General features: G+C 64.5%; 20 protein-coding genes. 7 read left to right on the top strand and 13 right to left on the bottom strand.

Annotated elements, in window-relative coordinates:
• Nucleotides 1-9 precede the first annotated feature (9 nt).
• The 3 genes from FNV92_RS24065 to FNV92_RS24075 all read left to right on the top strand — a co-directional run bounded on the left by FNV92_RS24065 (nt 10) and on the right by FNV92_RS24075 (nt 3652).
• Nucleotides 10-645 carry a 2-hydroxychromene-2-carboxylate isomerase gene (locus FNV92_RS24065; protein WP_143844271.1) on the top strand — a complete coding sequence of 212 codons (636 nt, stop codon included), beginning with the start codon at nt 10-12 and terminating at the stop codon, nt 643-645.
• 64 nt (nt 646-709) lie between these two features.
• Nucleotides 710-3067: an Orn/Lys/Arg family decarboxylase gene (locus FNV92_RS24070; RefSeq protein ID WP_143844270.1), complete on the top strand. Its 2358-nt coding sequence runs from the start codon at nt 710-712 to the stop codon at nt 3065-3067.
• 6 nt (nt 3068-3073) lie between these two features.
• Complete coding sequence (locus FNV92_RS24075; RefSeq protein ID WP_143844269.1) at nt 3074-3652, top strand: GNAT family N-acetyltransferase; 579 nt, start codon at nt 3074-3076, stop codon at nt 3650-3652.
• A gap of 3 nt (nt 3653-3655) precedes the next feature.
• Here the strand turns inward: FNV92_RS24075 and FNV92_RS24080 are convergent, their stop codons facing one another.
• A complete protein-coding gene (locus tag FNV92_RS24080; protein WP_143844268.1) occupies nt 3656-3868 on the bottom strand; it encodes a hypothetical protein in 213 nt (70 codons plus the stop codon).
• Nucleotides 3869-4031: 163 nt separating this feature from the next.
• On the opposite strand from FNV92_RS24080, the gene FNV92_RS24085 reads away from it, so the two are divergent.
• A complete protein-coding gene (locus tag FNV92_RS24085; RefSeq protein ID WP_143844267.1) occupies nt 4032-4973 on the top strand; it encodes an ornithine cyclodeaminase family protein in 942 nt (313 codons plus the stop codon).
• Nucleotides 4974-4992: 19 nt separating this feature from the next.
• Here FNV92_RS24085 and FNV92_RS24090 read toward each other — a convergent pair whose 3' ends face one another.
• Nucleotides 4993-5442 carry a flagellar basal body rod protein FlgC gene (locus FNV92_RS24090; RefSeq protein ID WP_143844266.1) on the bottom strand — a complete coding sequence of 150 codons (450 nt, stop codon included), beginning with the start codon at nt 5440-5442 and terminating at the stop codon, nt 4993-4995.
• A 118-nt stretch (nt 5443-5560) separates the two neighbouring features.
• Nucleotides 5561-6610 carry a hydroxyacid dehydrogenase gene (locus tag FNV92_RS24095; RefSeq protein WP_143844265.1) on the bottom strand — a complete coding sequence of 350 codons (1050 nt, stop codon included), beginning with the start codon at nt 6608-6610 and terminating at the stop codon, nt 5561-5563.
• Nucleotides 6611-6854: 244 nt separating this feature from the next.
• Here FNV92_RS24095 and FNV92_RS24100 point away from each other — a divergent pair, with 244 nt between their 5' ends.
• From FNV92_RS24100 to FNV92_RS24110, 3 genes are all read left to right on the top strand, one after another.
• Nucleotides 6855-7421, top strand: coding sequence for a thiamine pyrophosphate-binding protein (locus FNV92_RS24100; protein WP_168213585.1), 567 nt, complete (start codon nt 6855-6857; stop codon nt 7419-7421).
• 8 nt (nt 7422-7429) lie between these two features.
• Nucleotides 7430-8026 (top strand): thiamine pyrophosphate-dependent enzyme, encoded by a 597-nt coding sequence (locus FNV92_RS24105; protein WP_041748430.1) that lies wholly within the window; start codon nt 7430-7432, stop codon nt 8024-8026.
• A gap of 77 nt (nt 8027-8103) precedes the next feature.
• A complete protein-coding gene (locus FNV92_RS24110; RefSeq protein ID WP_143844264.1) occupies nt 8104-8481 on the top strand; it encodes a VanZ family protein in 378 nt (125 codons plus the stop codon).
• A 45-nt stretch (nt 8482-8526) separates the two neighbouring features.
• On the opposite strand, the gene FNV92_RS24115 is transcribed toward FNV92_RS24110, so the two are convergent.
• From FNV92_RS24115 to FNV92_RS24160, 10 genes are all read right to left on the bottom strand, one after another.
• Nucleotides 8527-8910: a DUF1236 domain-containing protein gene (locus FNV92_RS24115; protein ID WP_015687301.1), complete on the bottom strand. Its 384-nt coding sequence runs from the start codon at nt 8908-8910 to the stop codon at nt 8527-8529.
• 113 nt (nt 8911-9023) lie between these two features.
• A complete protein-coding gene (locus FNV92_RS24120) occupies nt 9024-9911 on the bottom strand; it encodes a 2-hydroxy-3-oxopropionate reductase (protein WP_143844263.1) in 888 nt (295 codons plus the stop codon).
• 185 nt (nt 9912-10096) lie between these two features.
• Complete coding sequence (hyi, locus tag FNV92_RS24125; RefSeq protein WP_143844262.1) at nt 10097-10882, bottom strand: hydroxypyruvate isomerase; 786 nt, start codon at nt 10880-10882, stop codon at nt 10097-10099.
• An 11-nt stretch (nt 10883-10893) separates the two neighbouring features.
• On the bottom strand, nt 10894-12684 hold the full coding sequence (gene gcl / locus FNV92_RS24130; protein ID WP_143844261.1) for a glyoxylate carboligase: 1791 nt from the start codon (nt 12682-12684) through the stop codon (nt 10894-10896).
• Nucleotides 12685-12836: 152 nt separating this feature from the next.
• Nucleotides 12837-14639 carry an adenine deaminase C-terminal domain-containing protein gene (locus FNV92_RS24135; RefSeq protein WP_143844260.1) on the bottom strand — a complete coding sequence of 601 codons (1803 nt, stop codon included), beginning with the start codon at nt 14637-14639 and terminating at the stop codon, nt 12837-12839.
• An 85-nt stretch (nt 14640-14724) separates the two neighbouring features.
• Nucleotides 14725-15525, bottom strand: a complete 801-nt coding sequence (locus FNV92_RS24140; protein WP_143844259.1) for an NYN domain-containing protein — start codon at nt 15523-15525, stop codon at nt 14725-14727.
• 53 nt (nt 15526-15578) lie between these two features.
• Nucleotides 15579-17078: a tripartite tricarboxylate transporter permease gene (locus FNV92_RS24145; RefSeq protein WP_143844258.1), complete on the bottom strand. Its 1500-nt coding sequence runs from the start codon at nt 17076-17078 to the stop codon at nt 15579-15581.
• Nucleotides 17078-17563 (bottom strand): tripartite tricarboxylate transporter TctB family protein, encoded by a 486-nt coding sequence (locus FNV92_RS24150; protein ID WP_143844257.1) that lies wholly within the window; start codon nt 17561-17563, stop codon nt 17078-17080. Before FNV92_RS24150 ends, FNV92_RS24145 begins: the two co-directional genes overlap by 1 nt.
• Nucleotides 17560-18528 carry a Bug family tripartite tricarboxylate transporter substrate binding protein gene (locus FNV92_RS24155; protein ID WP_015687309.1) on the bottom strand — a complete coding sequence of 323 codons (969 nt, stop codon included), beginning with the start codon at nt 18526-18528 and terminating at the stop codon, nt 17560-17562. The genes FNV92_RS24150 and FNV92_RS24155 overlap by 4 nt, the downstream gene beginning before the upstream one ends.
• A 104-nt stretch (nt 18529-18632) precedes the next feature.
• Nucleotides 18633-19475, bottom strand: a complete 843-nt coding sequence (locus tag FNV92_RS24160; protein ID WP_143844256.1) for an IclR family transcriptional regulator — start codon at nt 19473-19475, stop codon at nt 18633-18635.
• Between the last annotated feature and the right edge of the window lie 39 nt (nt 19476-19514).

Here is a 19514-nt window from a genome sequence, read left to right on the forward strand (position 1 = left end):
AGGCTCGCAATGCCCAAGCCATCTGTGCGCATCTACACCGACTACAAGAGCCCCTACGCATTCGTTGCCAACAAGCGGCTGTTCGAGCTCGAAGAAACGCACGGCGTCGAGCTGGAATGGCTCCCCTATACCCTGCGCGTCGCCGAATTCATGGGCACGGTGGAAGAGCGCACGCCGCATTTCTGGCGCAAGGTGCGCTACGCCTATATGGACGCGCGCCGCTATGCCAACGCGCAGGGGCTCGTCATGAAGGGGCCTCGGCGAATCTACGATGCCTTCCATGCCAGCGTCGGCATGCTGTTCGCGCAACGCCACGGCTTCTTCCACCCCTACCACGACGCGGTGTTCCGCAAGTTCTGGAGCCATGAACTGGAGATCGACGATCTCGCCGACATCAGCGGCGTCATCACCGCCTGCGGCGGCTCGGCCAGCGAGTTCGAAGCCTATGTCCACGGCCCAGCCCGCGCCGAGCATGACCGCATCATCGACGAGGCCGAGGCACTCGGCGTGTTCGGCGTGCCCACCATGGTGTTCAACGGCGAGCTGTTCTGGGGCGGCGACCGCATCGATCTGCTGATCGAGCGCATCGAGAAGCCCGAGACGATCGAAGCCGCGCTCGGCAGCCGGCATCGCAAGCCGACGTGACCGCTGTCATAGAACCGTCATCAAATACACCGAGACGTGTAGCGGGGCATATTCGGGACCGCACATGGATTATTTCAAGCGCTTCAACTTCCTGTTCGCAGCACCAGTTTTCGACGCCGACGACCTCGAAGGCAACCGCTTCAACCAGATCATTGAGGAGATCCAGCGCTCCGGATTCGAGGTGGTCCGGGCTCGCAAGCTGGAAGACGCCGAGATGGCGGTGCAGACCGATGCCGCGATCGGCTGCATGGTGGTGGACTGGGGTAAAAAGGGGCTGGAGGGCAAGACCTCCGCGCTGATCAATTTGATGCGCCGCCGAGGCCTCGACTTCCCGATCATCCTCCTGATCCGGCGCAAGCGGTTCGAGGATTTGCCGGTCGAGGTGCTCGACTTCATCGACGGCTATGTCTTCCTGTCCGAGGAGACGCCGACCTTCATCGCCAAGAACCTGATCAGCCGGCTCAAGCAATATGCCGAAACGCTGAAGACGCCGTTCTTCGGCGCACTGGTCGACTATGCCGAGGAAGGCAACCAGCTCTGGACCTGCCCCGGTCACAACGGCGGCGTTTTCTACAACCGCAGTCCGATCGGCCGGGTCTTCGTCGAGCATCTCGGCGAGTCCGTGTTCCGGGACGATCTCGACAATTCCGTGCTCGACCTAGGCGACCTCCTCACCCATGAGGGCCCGGCGCTGAAGGCGCAGAAGGAAGCAGCAGCGATCTTCGGTGCGGAAAAGACCTATTTCGTGCTCAATGGCACCTCGACCTCCAACAAGATCGCGCTCGGCGCGCTTGTCACCGACGGCGACCTCGTGCTGTTCGACCGCAACAACCACAAGGCCGCCCATCACGGCGCATTGATGATCAATGGCGGCATCCCGATCTACGTGCCGACCGTCCGTAACGCCTGGGGCCTGATCGGGCCGATGCGTTGGGACGCCCTCGACGAACAGGCACTGCGCGACGCCATCCGCAACCACCCGCTGGTCGAGGATAAGGACGCCTGGCGCAAGGAGCGGCCGTTCCGCGTCGCCGTCGTCGAGCAATGCACCTATGACGGATCGATCCATAGCGCCGAGATGATTTTGAAGCGTATCGGCCATCTCTGCGAATACATCCTGTTCGACGAGGCCTGGGCCGGCTTCATGAAGTTCCACCCGCTCTATGCCGGCCGCTTTGCGATGGGGCTGGCCAACCTTCCTCCGGATGCGCCCGGCATCATCGCGACGCAGTCAACCCACAAGCAGCTCGCGAGCTTTTCGCAGGCCTCGCAAATCCACATCAAGGACCGCCATATCCGCGGCCAGAAGCGCCGCGTCGAGCACCGCCGCTTCAACGAAAGCTTCATGCAGCACGCTTCCACGTCTCCTTTCTATCCATTGTTCGCCTCGCTCGATGTCGGCGCCCAGATGATGAAGGGCCGGTCCGGCGAGGTGCTGTGGGACGACACGATCCGGCTCGGCATCGAGCTCCGCAAGAAGATCCGTGCGATGCGCCGGGAGTTCGAAGAGAAGGAGCAGAATCCGGATCGCCGCTGGTTCTTCGAGCCCTTCGTGCCCGATCGCGTCGCCATTCCCGACGTCAGCCGCCCCGGTGCCGCGCACAACGTCGCCTGGGAGACACTCTCCACCGACGAGCTCGCCACCAATCCCGCGCTGTGGCAGCTCTCGCCCGACACCAGCTGGCACGGCTTTCCCGACCTCGCGGAAGGTTTTGCCATGACCGATCCGAACAAGCTGACACTGCTGACACCCGGCTTCGACCGCGCCACCGGCGCCTATGCCGAGCACGGCATCCCGGCGCCGATCGTCGCGCAATATCTGCGCGAGAACCGCATCGTCCCCGAAAAGAACGACCTCAACTCCCTGCTCTTCCTGCTCACTCCCGGCGTCGAGGCGAGCAAGGCCGGCACGCTGATCTCCGGCCTCGTCGCGTTCAAGAGGCTGCACGACGACAATGCGCTGCTGGCCGACGCGATCCCGGAGTTCTATCAGCGGCGACAGACGCGCTATGCCGGAGTCCGGCTACGCGATCTCTGCGGCGAGATGCACCGCTTCTTCGGTGATGCCAATGTCAGCGCGCTCCAGGCCCGGCAGTTCATGCCGGAGCACATGCCGGAGATCGCGATGTCGCCGCGCGATGCAGCGCGCCGCCTGATCCGCAACGATGTCGACTATCTGCCGATCGAGGCAATCGCGGGCCGCATCGCGACCACGCCCTTCGTGGTCTATCCGCCCGGCATCGCTACCATCGTTCCCGGCGAGCGGCTGACGGAACGGGCCAAGCCCATGGTCGATTATCTCAAGATGTTCGAAAGCTGCTTCAATACATTTCCGGGCTTCGATGTGGAAATCCAGGGCGTCTACAAGGAGGTCGATGCCCATGGCCGCATCGGGCTCTACACTTACGTCGCCGTCGAGTAGGTGACGATGACCGAAACAGCGATTGCGCGTCCAGACGGCGAGCTGGTGCTGGTCCGGCCATCACGCGAGAGCGATATCGAGGCGATGCTGGCGATCTATCGCCACCACGTCCGCAATGGGGTGCCGCGCGACGTCGAGGGAACAGGCGCGCCGGAGCCGGATGATCTACGCGACCGGCGCAAGAATCTGAAGCAGACCCGGCTGCCGCATCTGGTCGCGACCTTTCGCGGCGAGGTCGTCGGCTATGCCTATGCGGTGCTGTTCCGCAAGCGTCCGGCCTATCGCTACACGGCCAAGCACTCGATCTATGTCCACCACGCCCATCTCGGCCGCGGTGTCGGACGTTTGCTGCTTCAGGAATTGATCGATGCCTGTGCGGCGGCCGGCTTCCGCCAGATGATCGGCTATATCGATGCCGACAACGCCCCCTCGCTGGCGCTCCACGAGAAATTCGGCTTCGCACGCGCCGGCCTGCTTTGCGGTGTCGCCTATCGCCATGGCCGCTGGTCCGACACCGTCATGGTGCAGCGGTCGCTCGGAACCGGCGCGACCGCGCCGCCCCCGGGAACCGCGCCGGGACGATAAGCCTCACGAAGGAAAGTCAGCCGGCTTCACATGGATGCGGTCGGCATGCAGCGACCAGTGCTGCAACGCCTGATCCCGGCAGAACTTCGCCTTGGCCCGCTCCGTGGCTTCGTTCTCGTCAGCCGCGTCGATCTCCAGCGTACCCTGGCAAATCTCGCTCTGCCGACCGTACTCCCCGAGCACGTCCTTCATGAACCTGACGACATAGATGGACATGGGACCTCCTGCTGCCCCGGCAGCCAATCTAATCTCATTTGGACCAAACAGGGGAAGGAGATTTTGACGCGGATCAAGGTTGATGATCTCTGGCCCAAGATTCATTGCGGAACTTTCCGCGCGGGTTTAAGGCCAACTGCCGGCCACCGAAGAGGATCTTCCCTTGCACTCTGTCTCCGATACCGAAGTCACGAATGCCCTGACGTTTCCGATCCTCATTGCGGCCCTGGAAGAGGCGCATCGCCGACCGAAGATGGAGGTTCTGGACGCCTTCCTCGGCGACGAGAAAGGGCAATACGTCATCCGCAGCGCCGTCGATCCCGGCCGGTACATGGCGAGCAAGATGTTCACCAGCTTTCCGGCCAATCTGGCGGAAGGAAAGATGCCGGCGGTGCAGGCCGTTTGCGTGCTGTTCGACGGCACCAACGGGCGGCCGCTGGCGGCGATGGACGGCACCGAGATCACGCATTGGCGCACCGCCGCCGACTCCGCGCTGGGCACGAAACTGCTCGCGCCACCCAATCCCGAAACGCTGCTTTGCGTCGGGGCCGGTGAGATGTCGGAATGGCTGATCCGGGGGCATCGAACGGTGCGACCGTCGCTGCAACGCGTGCTGATCTGGAACAGGAGCGCGGAACGGGCCGATGATCTCGCCAGGCGACTGGCCGCGGACGGCGTGAAGACGGAGACGATCACGGACCTCGATGCCGCGACGCGCGAAGCCAACGTCATCACCGCCTGCACCCGCGCGCATCAACCGCTGATCAAGGGCCGCAATTTGCGGCCGGGCACGCATCTGGACCTTGTCGGCGGCTATACACCGCAAACCCGCGAGGCCGATGACGAGGCAGCGAGGATGTCGCGTGTCTTCGTGGACCGGCAAGAATCCGCCTTCCATGGCGTCGGCGACATCCTGCAGCCAATCGCGAGCGGCGCGATCAGTGAAAAGGATGTTCTCGGCGATCTCTACGATCTCGCCAGTGGCCGCGTGCAGGGGCGCGTGTCACCCTCCGACATCACGTTCTTCAAGAACGCAGGCGGCGGCCATCTCGACCTCATGACTTGCGAGGCCGTGTTCAAGCAGCTCGGCGCAAAGCTGGGGTAGACGCCCTACCCCGGCGTCGTCACGTGGTGATGTCGAGGAGCGAATCCGTCGTTTCGGCGTAAGCCTGAATGACCTTCGCATTGGCAATGAAGCTGTACTTCGCGGTCGCCAGCTGAGCGAACTCGTTGGCAAGATCGACGTTCGGCGCGGCGACCAGGCCGTCCTGGTTTGCAAAGGGAGCGCTCGGGTCGGATTGCGCGGTATAGCTCGGCGAAACCGTCGACACGGTCGCGACCGTACCGCCCGGCGTCGAGCCGCTGGATTGGGAGACCTGATCGACCCGCAGCGGCACGTAGGCCGCAGGAAACGTCGGCGCGATGCCCGGACTGCCGGCAGCAGGCGACGGGCTCGACCCGCCTGTCGCAGGCAGCGGCCCGGTCGTGTTGGCGTTGGCGATGTTGCTCGCGGCCACGTTCACGCGCAGGCTCGCCGCAGAAAGTCCGGATGTCGCAATCGAGAATATGCTCATGCCCCCTGATCTAGAGGACAAGTCATACGCGTTCCCTCACGCCATCAGTAAAATCGGCCGCATTCTATTTGCACCCTCGTAACCACGGCCAGAGCGCAATCAGACCTCTCGCGCGCCGCTACCCCGGCGCCACGCCGAAGGCCTGCTTGAAGCGCTCGGCATAGCGAGGCCAGACCTCGGGATTGATGATGCGCGGCGGGCGCTTGCCGTCGAGCGTGTCCAGCACCTGCTCGGCGGCGATGCGGCCCATGTTCTGGCGCGCCTCGATGGTGACACCGGCGGTGTGCGGGCTGGCCAGCACGTTGTCGAACTGGAGCAGCGGATGCTCCGGCGGCGGCGGCTCCTTGGACCAGACGTCGATGCCGGCACCGGCAATGCGCTTGTCGCGCAACGCCTGGAGCAGCGCGTCCTCGTCGTGGATAAAGCCGCGCGCGGTGGTAATGAAATAGGCATGCGGCTGCATCAGCGCGAACTCGCGCGTGCTGATCATATTGCGGCTCTTTTTGTCGAGCGGACAGGAGATCGAAACGAAATCGGCACGGCGCAAGAGCTCGTCGAGCTCGACCTTCTCGCCGCCCCGCTCGGCCATCACCTCGGCAGTGAGGTACGGATCGTAGGCCAGCACCTTCATGCCGAACAGACCCTTGCAGAGTGCCGCGATCCGGCGGCCGACATTGCCGAGACCGATGATGCCGACGGTCTTGTGCTCGACCTCGTTGCCGACGAGCTCGTTGCGGTTGACGTTGGACTCCCTGCGGAGCTTGCGGTCGGACTGGATGATGCGCTTGGACAGTGTCAGCATCATCGCCAGCGCGTGTTCGGCAACCGAATGGGCGTTGCCGCCGGACTGGTTGACGACCAGAACGCCCGCATCGGTGCAGGCCTCGACGTCAACAGGATCAAAGCCGGCGCCGTTGCTCGACACGAGCAACAGGTTCGGCGTTCGCTTCAGGAAGCCGGCATCGACATGGAAATGCGGCGCGAGCTCGTCGCGGGCGGCGCCGATCTGGTAGACATGGGCGGCGCTGATGATCGGCGCGTAGAAATCCTCGGGACTCTCGTTCTCGATGCGATCGAGCCGGACGTCGGGCCGCGCCTTCAGGATGTCGATATAGATCGGGTTGGCCAGGTATTTGACGTAGAAGACGCGCTTGCTGTTGACGGACATCAGGACCCTTCCGGCTCTATCGAGGAGACCCGCAAGGTCAGCGCGATGCGCGCTCCGTCCATGCGTCCCTCCCGTTTTCTCGTTGTCGCCGCTTATGACATGGCGGGGCTGGCCACGGCAGGCCTTCTGGCGCAGATCACGGTGCCGGCCCGGACATGTTGACAATCCCGCTGCCCGCGTCAAGTTCGGGAGATCGCCGCGACGGCCAGAACGAAGAAGCATGCGCGGCTCAAGGGAGAGCGCAATGGCGATTGCGGAGCAGCAGACCTCGCCCCAGGTGACGCAGGGGTCCAGCGACAAGAGCTGGCATGGCATCGTCCTGCAAACCCTGAAGCGAAACGAGATCAGCCTCATCCCTTACGTGCCCGACCGCGTGCTGACGCCGCTGATCCAGAACCTGCACGCTGACCCCTTCTTCACGACCTTTGCCACCGCCCGCGAGGAAGAGGCCGTCGGCATCGTCTCGGGCGCCTGGATGGGCGGACGGCGCGGCGCCGTGCTGATGCAGACCTCGGGCTTTGCAACGCTTGCCAACGTGCTGGCCTCGCTGGCAGTGCCCTACCAGATCCCGCTGATCATGTTCGTGTCCGAGCGCGGCACGCTCGGCGAGTTCAACTACGGCCAGTCGCTGGTCTGCCGCACCATGCGCCCGGTGCTGGACTCGCTGGCGCTGGAGCATCACACCATCACCCGGCTAGACGAGCTCGAATTCATCGCCGACCGCTCGATCAAGCAGGCCGTCACGACACAGGCGCCGGTGGCGCTGATCCTCAACCCGCTGCTCACCGGCGGCAAGACGTTCGACAAGTGAGCGCCGCCATGAACACGCGCAATACCAAGGTGATGAACCGTTTCGACGTGACCTCGCGCCTGATCACAAAACTCAAGCACGAGGAAGCCGTGATCGGCGGCATCGGCAACACCAATTTCGACCTTTGGGCCGCGGGTCACCGCCCGCAGAATTTCTACATGCTCGGCAGCATGGGCCTCGCCTTCCCGATCGCACTGGGCGTCGCACTCGCGCAGCCCGCCCGCCGCGTCTTCGCACTCGAGGGCGACGGCTCGCTTCTAATGCAGCTTGGTGCCCTCTCGACGATCGCGACGTTGAAGCCGAAGAACCTCATCATGATCGTGATGGACAACGGCATCTACCAGATCACCGGCGCACAGCCGACGCCGGCCGCAAGTGTGGCCGACATCGTCGGCATCGCCACAGCTTCGGGGCTCGCCAACAGCGCCTGGGCCGCGGACGAGGAGGATTTCGAGCGACTGGTCGACACGGCGATGTCAGCTTCCGAGCCGAGCTTGATTGCCGTCCGCATCGACGACAAGCCGGGCGTCGGCACCACCCGGCGCGATCCCGTGCAGATCCGGGAACGCTTCATGCACGGCCTCGGTGTGCGCGAGCCACTTTAACGTTTCGTCATTAACTACACGACGATCTGATCCCGGCCGCGTAGCCGGCTGTTGCAAATCCGTGCTATCCGGACCGGATGTCCATTTTTGTTCGCTGTTTTGCCTGGCTGCTGGCAGCCGCCGTCACTTTCGCGACCCTCGGCCCGCCCGGCCTGCGGCCCCATTCCGACCTCGGCCAGGATGGCGAGCATGCACTGGCCTTCGTCCTGGTAGGGTTGGCCTTCGGCCTCGCCTACCGGAATCGCCGCTGGGTCGTCGCCGCCGTCGCGGTGGTCCTGATCGGCGTGCTCGAACTGATGCAATTCTGGGCGCCCGGACGCCACGCGCGCCTGGAAGATTTTCTCGTCGATGCAGCTACGGCCTGCGCGGGCTTTGTGCTCGCGGCCGCCGCTGATTGGGCCATGGCGCGCCTTCGTGCCAGTTCTGCGGTCACAAGCGAAGGCCCCGCGGAGTGACGCTCCGCAGGGCCTGTCTTCTCTAAACGCCTGTGCTCTGGCCGGTCAATCGATGATCTTGACGACCCGGCGCGTGCGCGGCTCGACGATCACACGACGATCGTTCACGACCGCATAGCGGTACTCGGTGTAGTTCGGCACGGGACGCAACACCACAGTCGGGGGCAAAGGCTCGCCGACCACGACGCGCTCCTCGACCACGACAGAGTCGGAGCGCGGGATACCACCCAGGATCGCGTTCGGGATTTCCAGGCCAGCGCCGACGGCCGCACCCACGGTGCCGCCGACCATCGCCCCGACCGGACCGCCGATGTCGCCACCCGCGCGTGCGCCGTTCCGGGCGCCCTGTTCGGTCGTCGACTGGGCAAAGGCCGCGCTCGATGCCAGCAGCGATACGGCAGCCAACGAAATTGCAAGACGGGTCTTCATGTCCACACTCTCCAGTGTTTGTTGATGCGCCTTCAACCGCGGCGCCGGACCATTGTTCCGGTTCCATCGCCACGAAAAATGCATCGTTGCTGAGAGTGTTACCGCGTAACAGTTCAGGCGACGGCAACCTCGTGACCCGCCATCAGTTCCAGCGCCCGTACCATCGCGGAGTGATCCCAGCCCTTACCGCCATGGGCTGTGCAGGACGAGAACAATTGCTGCGCCACCGCCGTGCTCGGCAACGACAAGCCGAGCGCGCGAGCGCCTTCGAGCGCGAGGTTGAGATCCTTCTGGTGCAGCTCGATGCGGAAGCCGGGCTCGAAATTGCGCTTCACCATGCGCTCGCCATGCACCTCGAGGATGCGAGAGGACGCAAACCCTCCCATTAGCGCCTTGCGCACCAGCGCGGGGTCGGCCCCGGCTTTGGATGCAAACAACAGCGCTTCGCCGACCGCCTCGATCGTCAGCGCGACGATGATCTGGTTGGCGACCTTCGTGGTCTGGCCGTCACCATTGGCACCGACGCGGGTGACGTTCTTGCCCATTCTGTCGAAGATCGGCTTCATGGTGTCGAAAGCCCGCTCCGGCCCGCCGACCATGATGGTGAGGCTTGCAGCCTTGGCGCCGACCTCTCCGCCGGACACCGGCGCGTCGAGATAGTCGGCCCCGAGCGCCTCGATCTTCCCGGCGAACTCCTTGGTCGCCAGCGGCGATATCGAACTCATATCGACGACGATCTTGCCCTTGGAAACGCCGCTTGCGACCCCGTCCTTGCCGAACAGCACCGCCTCCACATGTGGCGTATCCGGTACCATGATGATGACGGCATCCACCTCCTCCGCGACCTCCCTAGCCGACTTGCAGGGGACACCGCCGGCTGCGATCAGCTCGGGGGCAACAGCTGCGACGTCATACAGGAGAACGCGATGGCCCGCGGCCAGGAGATGGCCGGCCATCGGCCGTCCCATGGTGCCAAGTCCGATGAAGCCGACGTCGATCATGGGTTTAGCTTTCTCTCAGTTGAATAGACGAAATCGGTGCACCTCTCCCGCTTGCGGAGAGGTCGGCGCAACACGCCGGGTGAGGATTCTATCCACTGGGGGATTTTCTCGCTGTCCCATCGCGGAGACACCCTCTCCCCAACCCTCTCCCGCAAGGAGAAGAGGTAGTGCACCGACGCTGTATCTCACGTCTCGAAAGTCTGCGCCGCGTGCCAGGACAGGCCTTCCAGCGTCGCGGTGCGCGGCTTGTATTCGCAGCCGACCCAGCCGCGATAACCGATCGCGTCGAGGTGACGGAACAGAAAGGGATAGTTGATCTCGCCGGTGCCAGGCTCGTTGCGCCCGGGATTGTCGGCAAGCTGGATGTGCGCAATCTGCGGCAGATATTCCTGCATGGTACGGGCGAGATCGCCCTCCATGATCTGCATGTGATAGATGTCGTACTGGATAAACAGATTGTTCGATCGCACCTCGGAGATCAGCTGCACGGCCTGCTCGGTACCGCTCAGGTAGAAGCCGGGAATGTCGAGCGTGTTGATCGGCTCGACCAAGAGCCTGATGTTTTCGCGCGCCAGCGTCGAGGCCGCAAAGCGCAAATTGCCAACCAGCGTCTCCTGTAGCTCGCGCGGATCGGCATCGACAGGCGCGATGCCGACGAGGCAATTGAGCTGCTCGCATTCGAGCGCCTTGGCGTAATCGATGGCGAGGAACACGCCATCGCGGAATTCGGGGGCGCGATCCGGGAGGATCGCAATGCCGCGCTCGCCCTTGGCCCAATTGCCGGCGGGCAGATTGTGCAGGACCTGCGTCAGCCCGTGGGATTTGAGCTGCTCGCGCAGCTGCGCCTTGTCGAAATCATAGGGAAAGAGATACTCGACCCCGGCAAAGCCCGCCGCTTTCGCCGCGGCAAAGCGGTCGATGAACGGCATCTCGTTGAAGAGCATGGTGAGGTTGGCGGCGAATTTCGGCATGATGCTGTCCCCTATTCCGCCGGCTGAAGCACGCCGGGCCTGATGGTCCCGACCTCGTCGAGAGCCAGGTCCAGCACCTCCTCGAACTCGACGATGTTGTCGATCTCCGTGCCCATCGCGATGTTGGTGACACGCTCGAGGATGAACTCGACCACCACGGGCACACGGTGCTTGGCCATCAATTCGCGCGCGGTCGCGAACGCGGCCTGGGAGTCTTTGGGGTCGGTGACGCGGATCGCCTTGCATCCGAGGCCTTCGGCGACCGCTACGTGGTCGACGCCGTAGCCACCCAGCTCGGGCGCATTGATGTTCTCGAAGGAAAGCTGGACGTGATAGTCCATGTCAAAACCGCGCTGGGCCTGGCGGATCAGGCCGAGATAGGAATTGTTCACGACGACGTGGATGTAGGGCAGATTGAACTGCGCCCCAACCGCCAGCTCCTCGATCAAAAACTGGAAGTCGTAATCGCCGGACAGCGCGACGAGCTCACGCTCAGGACACGCCGCGCGCACGCCGAGCGCCGCGGGCAGCGTCCAGCCCAGCGGACCTGCCTGCCCGGCATTGATCCAGTTGCGCGGCTTGTAGACGCCGAGGAATTGCGCGCCGGCAATCTGCGACAGGCCGATCACGGTGACATAGGTGGTGTCGCGGCCGAACGCCTTGTTCATCTCCTCGTAGACACGCTGCGGCTTGATCGGAACGTTATCGAAATGGCTCTTGCGCAGCATCGTCTTCTTGCGATCGCGGCAGGACGCGGGCCACGCCTGGCGCTCGCGGAGCCTGCCCGACCGGCGCCACTCCCTGGCGACGGTGACGAACAGTTCGAGCGCAGCCTTCGCGTCCGAGACGATGCCGAGGTCGGGATTGAACACGCGGCCGATCTGGGTCGGCTCGATATCGACATGTACGAAGGTACGGCCCTTGGTGTAAGTCTCGACCGAGCCGGTGTGCCGGTTGGCCCAGCGATTGCCGATGCCGAGCACGAAATCGGATTCGAGCATGGTGGCGTTGCCGTAGCGGTGACTGGTCTGAAGACCCACCATGCCTGCCATCAGCACGTGATCGTCGGGGATCGCGCCCCACCCCATCAGCGTCGGCACCACCGGGACGTTGGCGATCTCGGCGAATTCCACCAGCAGATCGGAAGCATCCGCGTTGATGACGCCGCCGCCCGCCACGATCAGCGGCCGCTCGGCCGCATTCAGCATCTCGAGCGCCTTCTCGACCTGTTTGCGCGTCGCGGCCGGCTTGTAGACCGGCAGCGGCTCATAGGTCTCGTCGTCGAACTCGATCTCGGCGAGCTGCACGTCGAGCGGCAGGTCGATCAGCACCGGCCCCGGCCGGCTCGAACGCATGACGTGAAAGGCTTGGCTGAACACCCGCGGCACCAGCGCGGGCTCACGCACGGTCACCGCCCACTTCGTCACGGGCTTTGCGATCGATTCGATGTCGACGGCCTGAAAATCTTCCTTGTAGAGCCGCGCCCGCGGCGCCTGCCCGGTGATGCAGAGGATCGGAATGGAGTCTGCAATCGCCGAATAGAGCCCTGTGATCATATCTGTGCCGGCTGGTCCCGAAGTGCCGATGCAGACGCCGATATTGCCCGCTTTCGCCCGCGTATAGCCCTCGGCCATGTGCGAGGCGCCCTCGACATGGCGCGCCAGGATGTGGCGAATCGAGCCGCGCTTCTTCAGCGCCGAGTAAAGCGGATTGATCGCGGCCCCGGGAACACCGAAGGCCGTCGAGATGCCCTCCTTCTCCAGGATTCGGACGGCCGCATCGATAGCTCGCATCTTCGCCATATCGGACCTCGCTCGGGTTGCGTCAGCGAGCGAGATCATCAGGCGTGCGAGATGCGATCTCAACGAGAACGATTTTATTTTCCACGATGCGGCAGCCGTGGAAAAATCGTGGGCGTCTCAGGCGGTTAGATCGAGAAGGACGTGAAAGCCGCTCACTCGAACAACGGCGCCAGCTCCATTTGCGGCACCAGCACCAGACCCTTGTCGGTGATGCGAATTTCCGGAATGACCGATAGCGGAATCAAATTGAAGCCCATGTAGGGGATGGTGCAGCCGGCCTCAGCCCATTCCTTCTTCAGTACCTTGACCTCTTCGGCGACCTCCGTGACGCGCTTGTCAGAGAGCAGGCCGGCAATCGGCAGCGGCACCAACGCCCGCACCTTGCCGTCGGCGACGACGCAGACGGCGCCCTGATGCTGCTTGATGGCAGCGATCGCAACATGCATATCCGGCTCGTTGGTTCCGGCAACGATGATGTTATGGCTGTCGTGCCCGACGCTGGAGGCGACCGCGCCGCGCTTCAGGCCAAAATCATTCAGGAGACCATAGGCGACGTTGCCCGCCGATTTGCCGTGCCGCTCGACCACCGTAACAAAGCACAGGCCGTAACGCGCGAACAGCGACGGCCAGTCCTTGGCCGGTTCGATCGCGACTTTCTCGTGGATCAGCGTGATGCCTGGCAGCGCGGTCCTGATGGCGTTGACCGTGCAGGCCTTCGCCGGCAATTCGGGCGTCAGCTTCAACTTGTCCGGCAGCTTCACCGTCGCGTAGGCTGCCTTCGGGTATTGATAGCGCTGCGACAGCGCCTGATCGAGACGCGGCGTGATCTTGCCGTGCTCGACCACGAGCTCGCCGCCGTACCAAGTGCAGTGCGGCCTGAGCTGGTCGTCCATCAGCACGAGATCGGCGCGGCGGCCGCCGCCGAGCCCGCCGATATCGCCATCCATGCCGAAGCGCGTCGCAGCATGCAACGAGCCCATCGACCAGGCCTGCTCCGGCGACATTCCCGCCTTCACCGCTTCGCGCACCACCCAGTCGAGGCCGAACAGCAGGAGGTCGTCGGCATCGCGGTCATCGGTGCACACGGCCGTGCGCTTGTGCGAGGCACCGAGTTCGGTGATGGTGCGGATCGCCTGTGGCAGCGAGTGCCAGGGCGTGGTCGGCGGCCCGCCGCGCAGAAATACCCAGACGCCGGCATCGAGCAGATCGTCGGCGATGTCGCGGTCGATCGCCTCGTGCGTGTCGGTGACGCCTGATGCCGCGTAGGCTGCGACAAACTCGCGGCCATAGACATGGCCGGACACCGGGCGACCGCGCTTCAGGGCGGCGGCGAGGATGGCATGGCTGCGCTCATCGCCCATCGTGACAGGCACGAAATCCATCTTCTCGCCGAGCGCCACCGCCTCAGGCCAGCGGTCGAACAGGCCAGCGATCTTGTCCGGCGTGAGATCGCCGCCCGCCGTCTCCAGTTCGGCCGAGGTCGCAGGCACCGTCGACGGCACCGTCAGGAAGATCGAGAGCGGCGCCTCGCGCGCGTCCTCCAGCATCGCCTCGACGCCGGCGACATCCATGACGTTGCCGATCTCGTGGCTGTCGCAGAAGATCGTGGTGGTGCCGTTGAGGAGTGCCGCCTCTGCGTAAGCGCAGGCCGTCACCATCGAGGACTCGATGTGAATGTGAGGGTCGACCAGACCCGGCGCGATGATGCCACCGGCCGCGTCGAACAGCGACATGTCGCTCCAGACTTTCTTCGCTGTCCCCGTTGGCTTGACCGCGGCGATACGGCCGCCGGAGATCCAGATCTCTCGGTTGACGTGGATGCGCTCCGAATAGGTTGATAGCACCCGGGCACCGGTGACGACGAGATCCGGCGCAACGCGCGCGGACGCGACATCGGCGAGGCGCCGGGTCATCGCATGCAGCGGTGCGACGGCGAAGCGGGTAAGTCTTGTCATCGGGATCCTCGCGTGGCGTTACGGCCAGGCGATGGTTACGCCCTGCGCTTAACCGGGCAAGCGCAAATGTAACGGCACCCGCTGCTCAGGCCTTAGGCGCTGAACCGCCCGTCGCTCCGGCTCTTGCGGGTCTGCGCGGGTTCCGCCGTCTCGGCGATGGTGCGGCAGTGGGCTTGACCCGTATTCGCATCGCCCGGCCCTTGGATTCATCTATCTCGAACGAATTCGTCTTGCGCACGAGGTCGCTGAGCTTGCGGAAGCCGAACGTTCTCGGATCGAAATCGGACGCCAGATTGGCGAGCTGCCGCCCGACTTCGCCGAGCGCGACCCAGCCGTCCTCGCTCTCCATCTGGGTAATGACCTTCTTGATGATGGGAGTGGCTGCATCGGGCGGCTGCAGCGACGTCGATTTCGCGGCGGCGTCCTGCGTGGTCGCCGGAACGGCAAGCAGGTTCTCGGTGTAGACGAACCTTCGGCAGGCCTGTCGGAAGCTTTCCGGCGTCTTCTGCTCGCCGAACCCGAAGACGTCGACGCCCTGTTCCCGGATGCGGGCGGCGAGACGGGTGAAGTCGCTGTCGGACGACACCAGGCAGAAGCCATCGAAGCGGCCGCTGTGAAGCAGGTCCATGGCGTCAATGACCAGGGTTATGTCGGACGCATTCTTTCCCGTCGTATAGGCGAACTGCTGCTGCGGGATGATGGCGTGTTTCGACAGGATGTCGGCCCAGCCCCTCGATCGCGCATTGGAGAAGTCGCCGTAGATGCGGCGAACGCTGGCCTCGCCGATCTTGGCGATCTCCTCGAACAGCCCATCCGCGATCTTCGCGGAAGCATTGTCGGCATCGATCAGGACGGCGAGACGGGGCGAGCGAAGTTCCGACGGCATGGCGTTTCCCCAGGAGATAGACGCAGCATTAGACGACGCGAGCGCCGGGACGGCTAGTCCTCGTTCGCCTTGAAGCGTCCCATCCCCTTCAGCACGAATGGGGCCAGCAGCGCAATCAGTGCGAGGCCGAGCAGCGTCGCCGAGATCGGGCTCTGCAGCAGCGTCATGGGATCGCCGAGGCTGATCGCGAGCGCACGTCGCAACTGGCTCTCGGCGATCGGGCCGAGGATCAGGCCGACCACGACGGGCGCGATCGGAAAATCGAACCGGCGCATCAGGAAGCCGAGCACGCCGAAGCCGGCCAGCATGGACAATTCGACCACCGACGGCTTGGCCGCGATGGTGCCCATGGTCGCGAAGACGAGGATGCCGGCATAGAGCCAGGGCTGCGGGATCGCGAGCAGCCGCACCCATAGTCCCACCAGCGGCAGGTTGAGCACGAGCAGCATGCAATTGGCGATGAACAGGCTCGCGATCAGGCCCCACACCAGATCGGGCCGCTCGGCGAACAGCAGCGGCCCCGGGTTGAGGCCGTATTGCTGGAAGCCCGCCAGCATCATCGCGGCGGTCGCCGAGGTCGGTAATCCCAGCGTTAAGAGCGGCACCAAGGTGCCGGCGGCGGAGGCGTTATTTGCGGCTTCGGGCCCAGCGACACCTTCGATCGCACCCTTGCCAAATTCTTCCGGGTACTTGGTCAGCCGTTTCTCGCAGGAATAGGACAGGAAGGTCGGGATCTCCGCGCCGCCCGCCGGCAACGCGCCGATCGGGAAACCAAACATGGTGCCGCGCAGCCACGGCTTCCACGACCGCTTCCAGTCTTCCTTGGTCATCCACAGCGAGCCGCGCACCGGCTCGAGCTTCTCCTCGGTATGGTGCCGGCGTGATGCGACATAGAGCGCCTCCCCCAGCGCGAACAGGCCGACCGCGAGCGTCGTCACCTCGACGCCGTCGAGCAATTCAGGGACGCCGAACGCAAGCCGCGCCTGACCGGTCAGCTTGTCGATACCGACGAGGCCGAGCGTCAGGCCGATGAACAGGCTGGTGAGGCCGCGGACCGGGGAATCGCCAAAGGTCGCCGACACCGTGACGAAGGCGACGCACATCAGCGCAAAATAATCCTCGGGTCCGAAGCGCACGGCGAAATCGACCAGCCAGGGCGCGAGGAAAGCAAGACCGATGGTGGCGATGGTGCCGGCGACGAAGGAGCCGATCGCCGAGGTCGCGAGCGCCGGCCCGCCGCGGCCGGCCTTGGCCATCTTGTTGCCTTCGAGCGCGGTCGCCATCGAGGCGCTCTCGCCGGGCGTGTTGATCAGGATCGCAGTCGTCGACCCGCCATACATGCCGCCATAATAGATGCCGGCGAACATGATCAGCGAGCCGCCGGGGTCGAGCTTGTAGGTCACTGGCAGCAGCAGCGCGACCGTGAGTGCCGGGCCGATGCCGGGCAGCACGCCCACGGCAGTGCCGAGGAACACGCCGATCAGCGCATAGAGCAGGTTCATCGGCTGGACGGCAACCGCCATGCCATGCGCCAGCGCCGCAAAAGTGTCCATCACAGCAGTCGCTCCAGCGGGCCGGTCGGAAGGCTCAGCGTCAACAGCCGGTCGAACGCGAGATAGATGAGGGTGGACATCACGAGGGCAATGACGCCGTCGACCAGGATGGCGCGGCGCCCGAACGCCGCCGACGTCGTCACGAACAGCGCCGACGTCGCCAGGATGAAGCCGCCGCCGAAGCCGATGATGGCGATCAACAGCGCAAGGCCGACGAGGATCAAAACCACCGGCACGGGATCGGCGCTCTCGCGCGGCGGCAAATTGCCGCGCAGCGCGTCGACGAAGTTGCCGATCGCGAGCAGTGCGAGCCCACAAGCAATCACGACCGGCATCGCCTCCGGCCCCATCCCGTACATCGTCGTGGATTGCAGACCGCGCGCATCCCAGACCAGCACCGCGGCAAGGCCTGCGAGCAATGCAGCAATGACGATGCCGGCGCGATCGACGCGCCGCGGCGGCTGGGCCGGATCGCCTGAGGTCATGACTTGACCAGGCCGACAGACTTCAGCACGTCGGTGACGCGCACCGTTTCCTTCTTCAGGAAGTCGGCGAAGGCGTCCCCGCCGAGATAGGCGTCCTCCCAGCCTTTCTGCTTGAGGATTTCCTTCCAGGCGTCCGACTTCACCATCTTCTCGACCGCATCGCTCAAGGTCTTGCGCTGCTCCGGCGTGATGCCGGGAGGCGCGACCACCGAGCGCCAGTTGGCGATCACGAGGTCGATGCCCTGCTCCTTGAAGGTCGGGATGTCGCTGCCCGGGATGCGCTTCTCCGAGGTCACGCCGATCGCGCGCAGCTTGCCGGACTTGATCTGCCCGTCATATTCGCTCAGCCCGGAAATACCCGCGGTGACCTTGCCGCCAAGGATCGCGGCGAGCGATTCGCCGCCGCCAGAGAACGGGATGTAGTTGATCTTCTTGGCGTCGGCGCCCACGGCGCCGGCGAACAACGCCGCCATCACGTGGTCGACACCGCCAGCCGAGCCGCCGGCGAAGGTCACCTTGGCGATATCGGCCTTCACCGCGGCCGCCAGATCCTGTGCGGTCTTGATCGGTGAATTCGCGGGGACCACGATCACCTGGATTTCCTCGGTCAGGCGCGCGATCGGCGTCACCTGCTCGAGCGTCACCGGTGATTTGTTCATGGCGAGCGCGCCCACCATGACGAAGCCGTTGACCATCAGCTGGTTGCCGTCACCCTTGGCGCCGTTGACGAACTGCGCGATGCCGACGCTGCCGCCGGCACCGGGAACGTTGATGACCTGCACGCTGCGCGCGACACCCGCGGCAACCAGCGCCTGCTGCATCGAGCGCGCGGTCTGGTCCCAGCCACCGCCCGGTGCCGCTGGCGCCATCAGCTTCAGCTCGAGCTGCTGGGCGAAGGCAGGCGTCGCTGCGGCAAGGGTCAGCGCGACGGCTGCGCCGACAAGGCGCGCGGGAAGTTGGAACATGAGGGCATCTCCAGGCTCATGCGGACGTTTGCCGCATTGTGTCGTTTGGTCGCATATCAGCCAAAATGGCCGATGCTGTCCAGCGACAGGGCCCGTGTTCCCAGTTAGCCGGAAGCCGGCATCCTCCCGCCAAGCGCGACCGTCAGCTCGCCGGCGACTTCGCGCACGATCTGGCCGATTTCCGGCAATCTGTCCTCGGTCATGCGGCTGGTCATGCCCGAGACGGAAATGGCCGCGAGCGGCTCGGCGCAGTCGTTGTAGACCACTGCGGCAATACAGCGCAGGCCCATGCAAGCCTCTTCATCGTCGAGCGCATAGCCCTGCTTGCGGATTCTCTCGAGCTCCTTGAACAGGTCGCTCGGGCGTACGATCGATTTCTCGGTCAGGCGGGGCATGCCGTGATGACGGATCACGGCGCCGACGTCCTCGTCGGAATAGGTCGCCAGCACCGCCTTGCCGACCCCCGACGTCACCATGGCGACGCGGCCGCCGACCTGAGTCAGCGAGCGCATGATCTCGCGGCTCTCCATCCGGGTCAGCATGATGATGAATTCATCGTCGACCATGGCGAGGTTGGCGGTTTCGCGGGTGAGGTCGCGCAGCTTGCGAAGGTAGGGAATCGCCTGCGCCGAGAAATTGCGCCGCCGCGCGAAGCTCGCGCCCACGGTAAAACTGCGTACCCCGACATGCCATTTGGATTCGGCGCGGTCGAACTGGACGAAGCGGCGGCTCTCCAGCGTCGCCAGCAGGCGGTGCACGGTGGAGGCCGACAGGCCGGTGCGGACGGCGAGGTCGCTGAGGCGATAGCCTTCGTCGTCTTCGGCGAGCGTTTCGAGGATCGACAACGCGCGGTCGACAGATTGAACGCCGCCATCACGGGCCTCGTGGTCGGCCTCCGCAGGCGATCGAGGCTCGAGCGATTTGCGCCGGATCACGTTCTTGCTCATCGCGACCTGACTGTTCTCACCTCTCCCTGCGAACAGGGA

The organism is Bradyrhizobium cosmicum, assembly GCF_007290395.2.
In the GTDB taxonomy this organism is placed as follows: domain Bacteria; phylum Pseudomonadota; class Alphaproteobacteria; order Rhizobiales; family Xanthobacteraceae; genus Bradyrhizobium; species Bradyrhizobium cosmicum.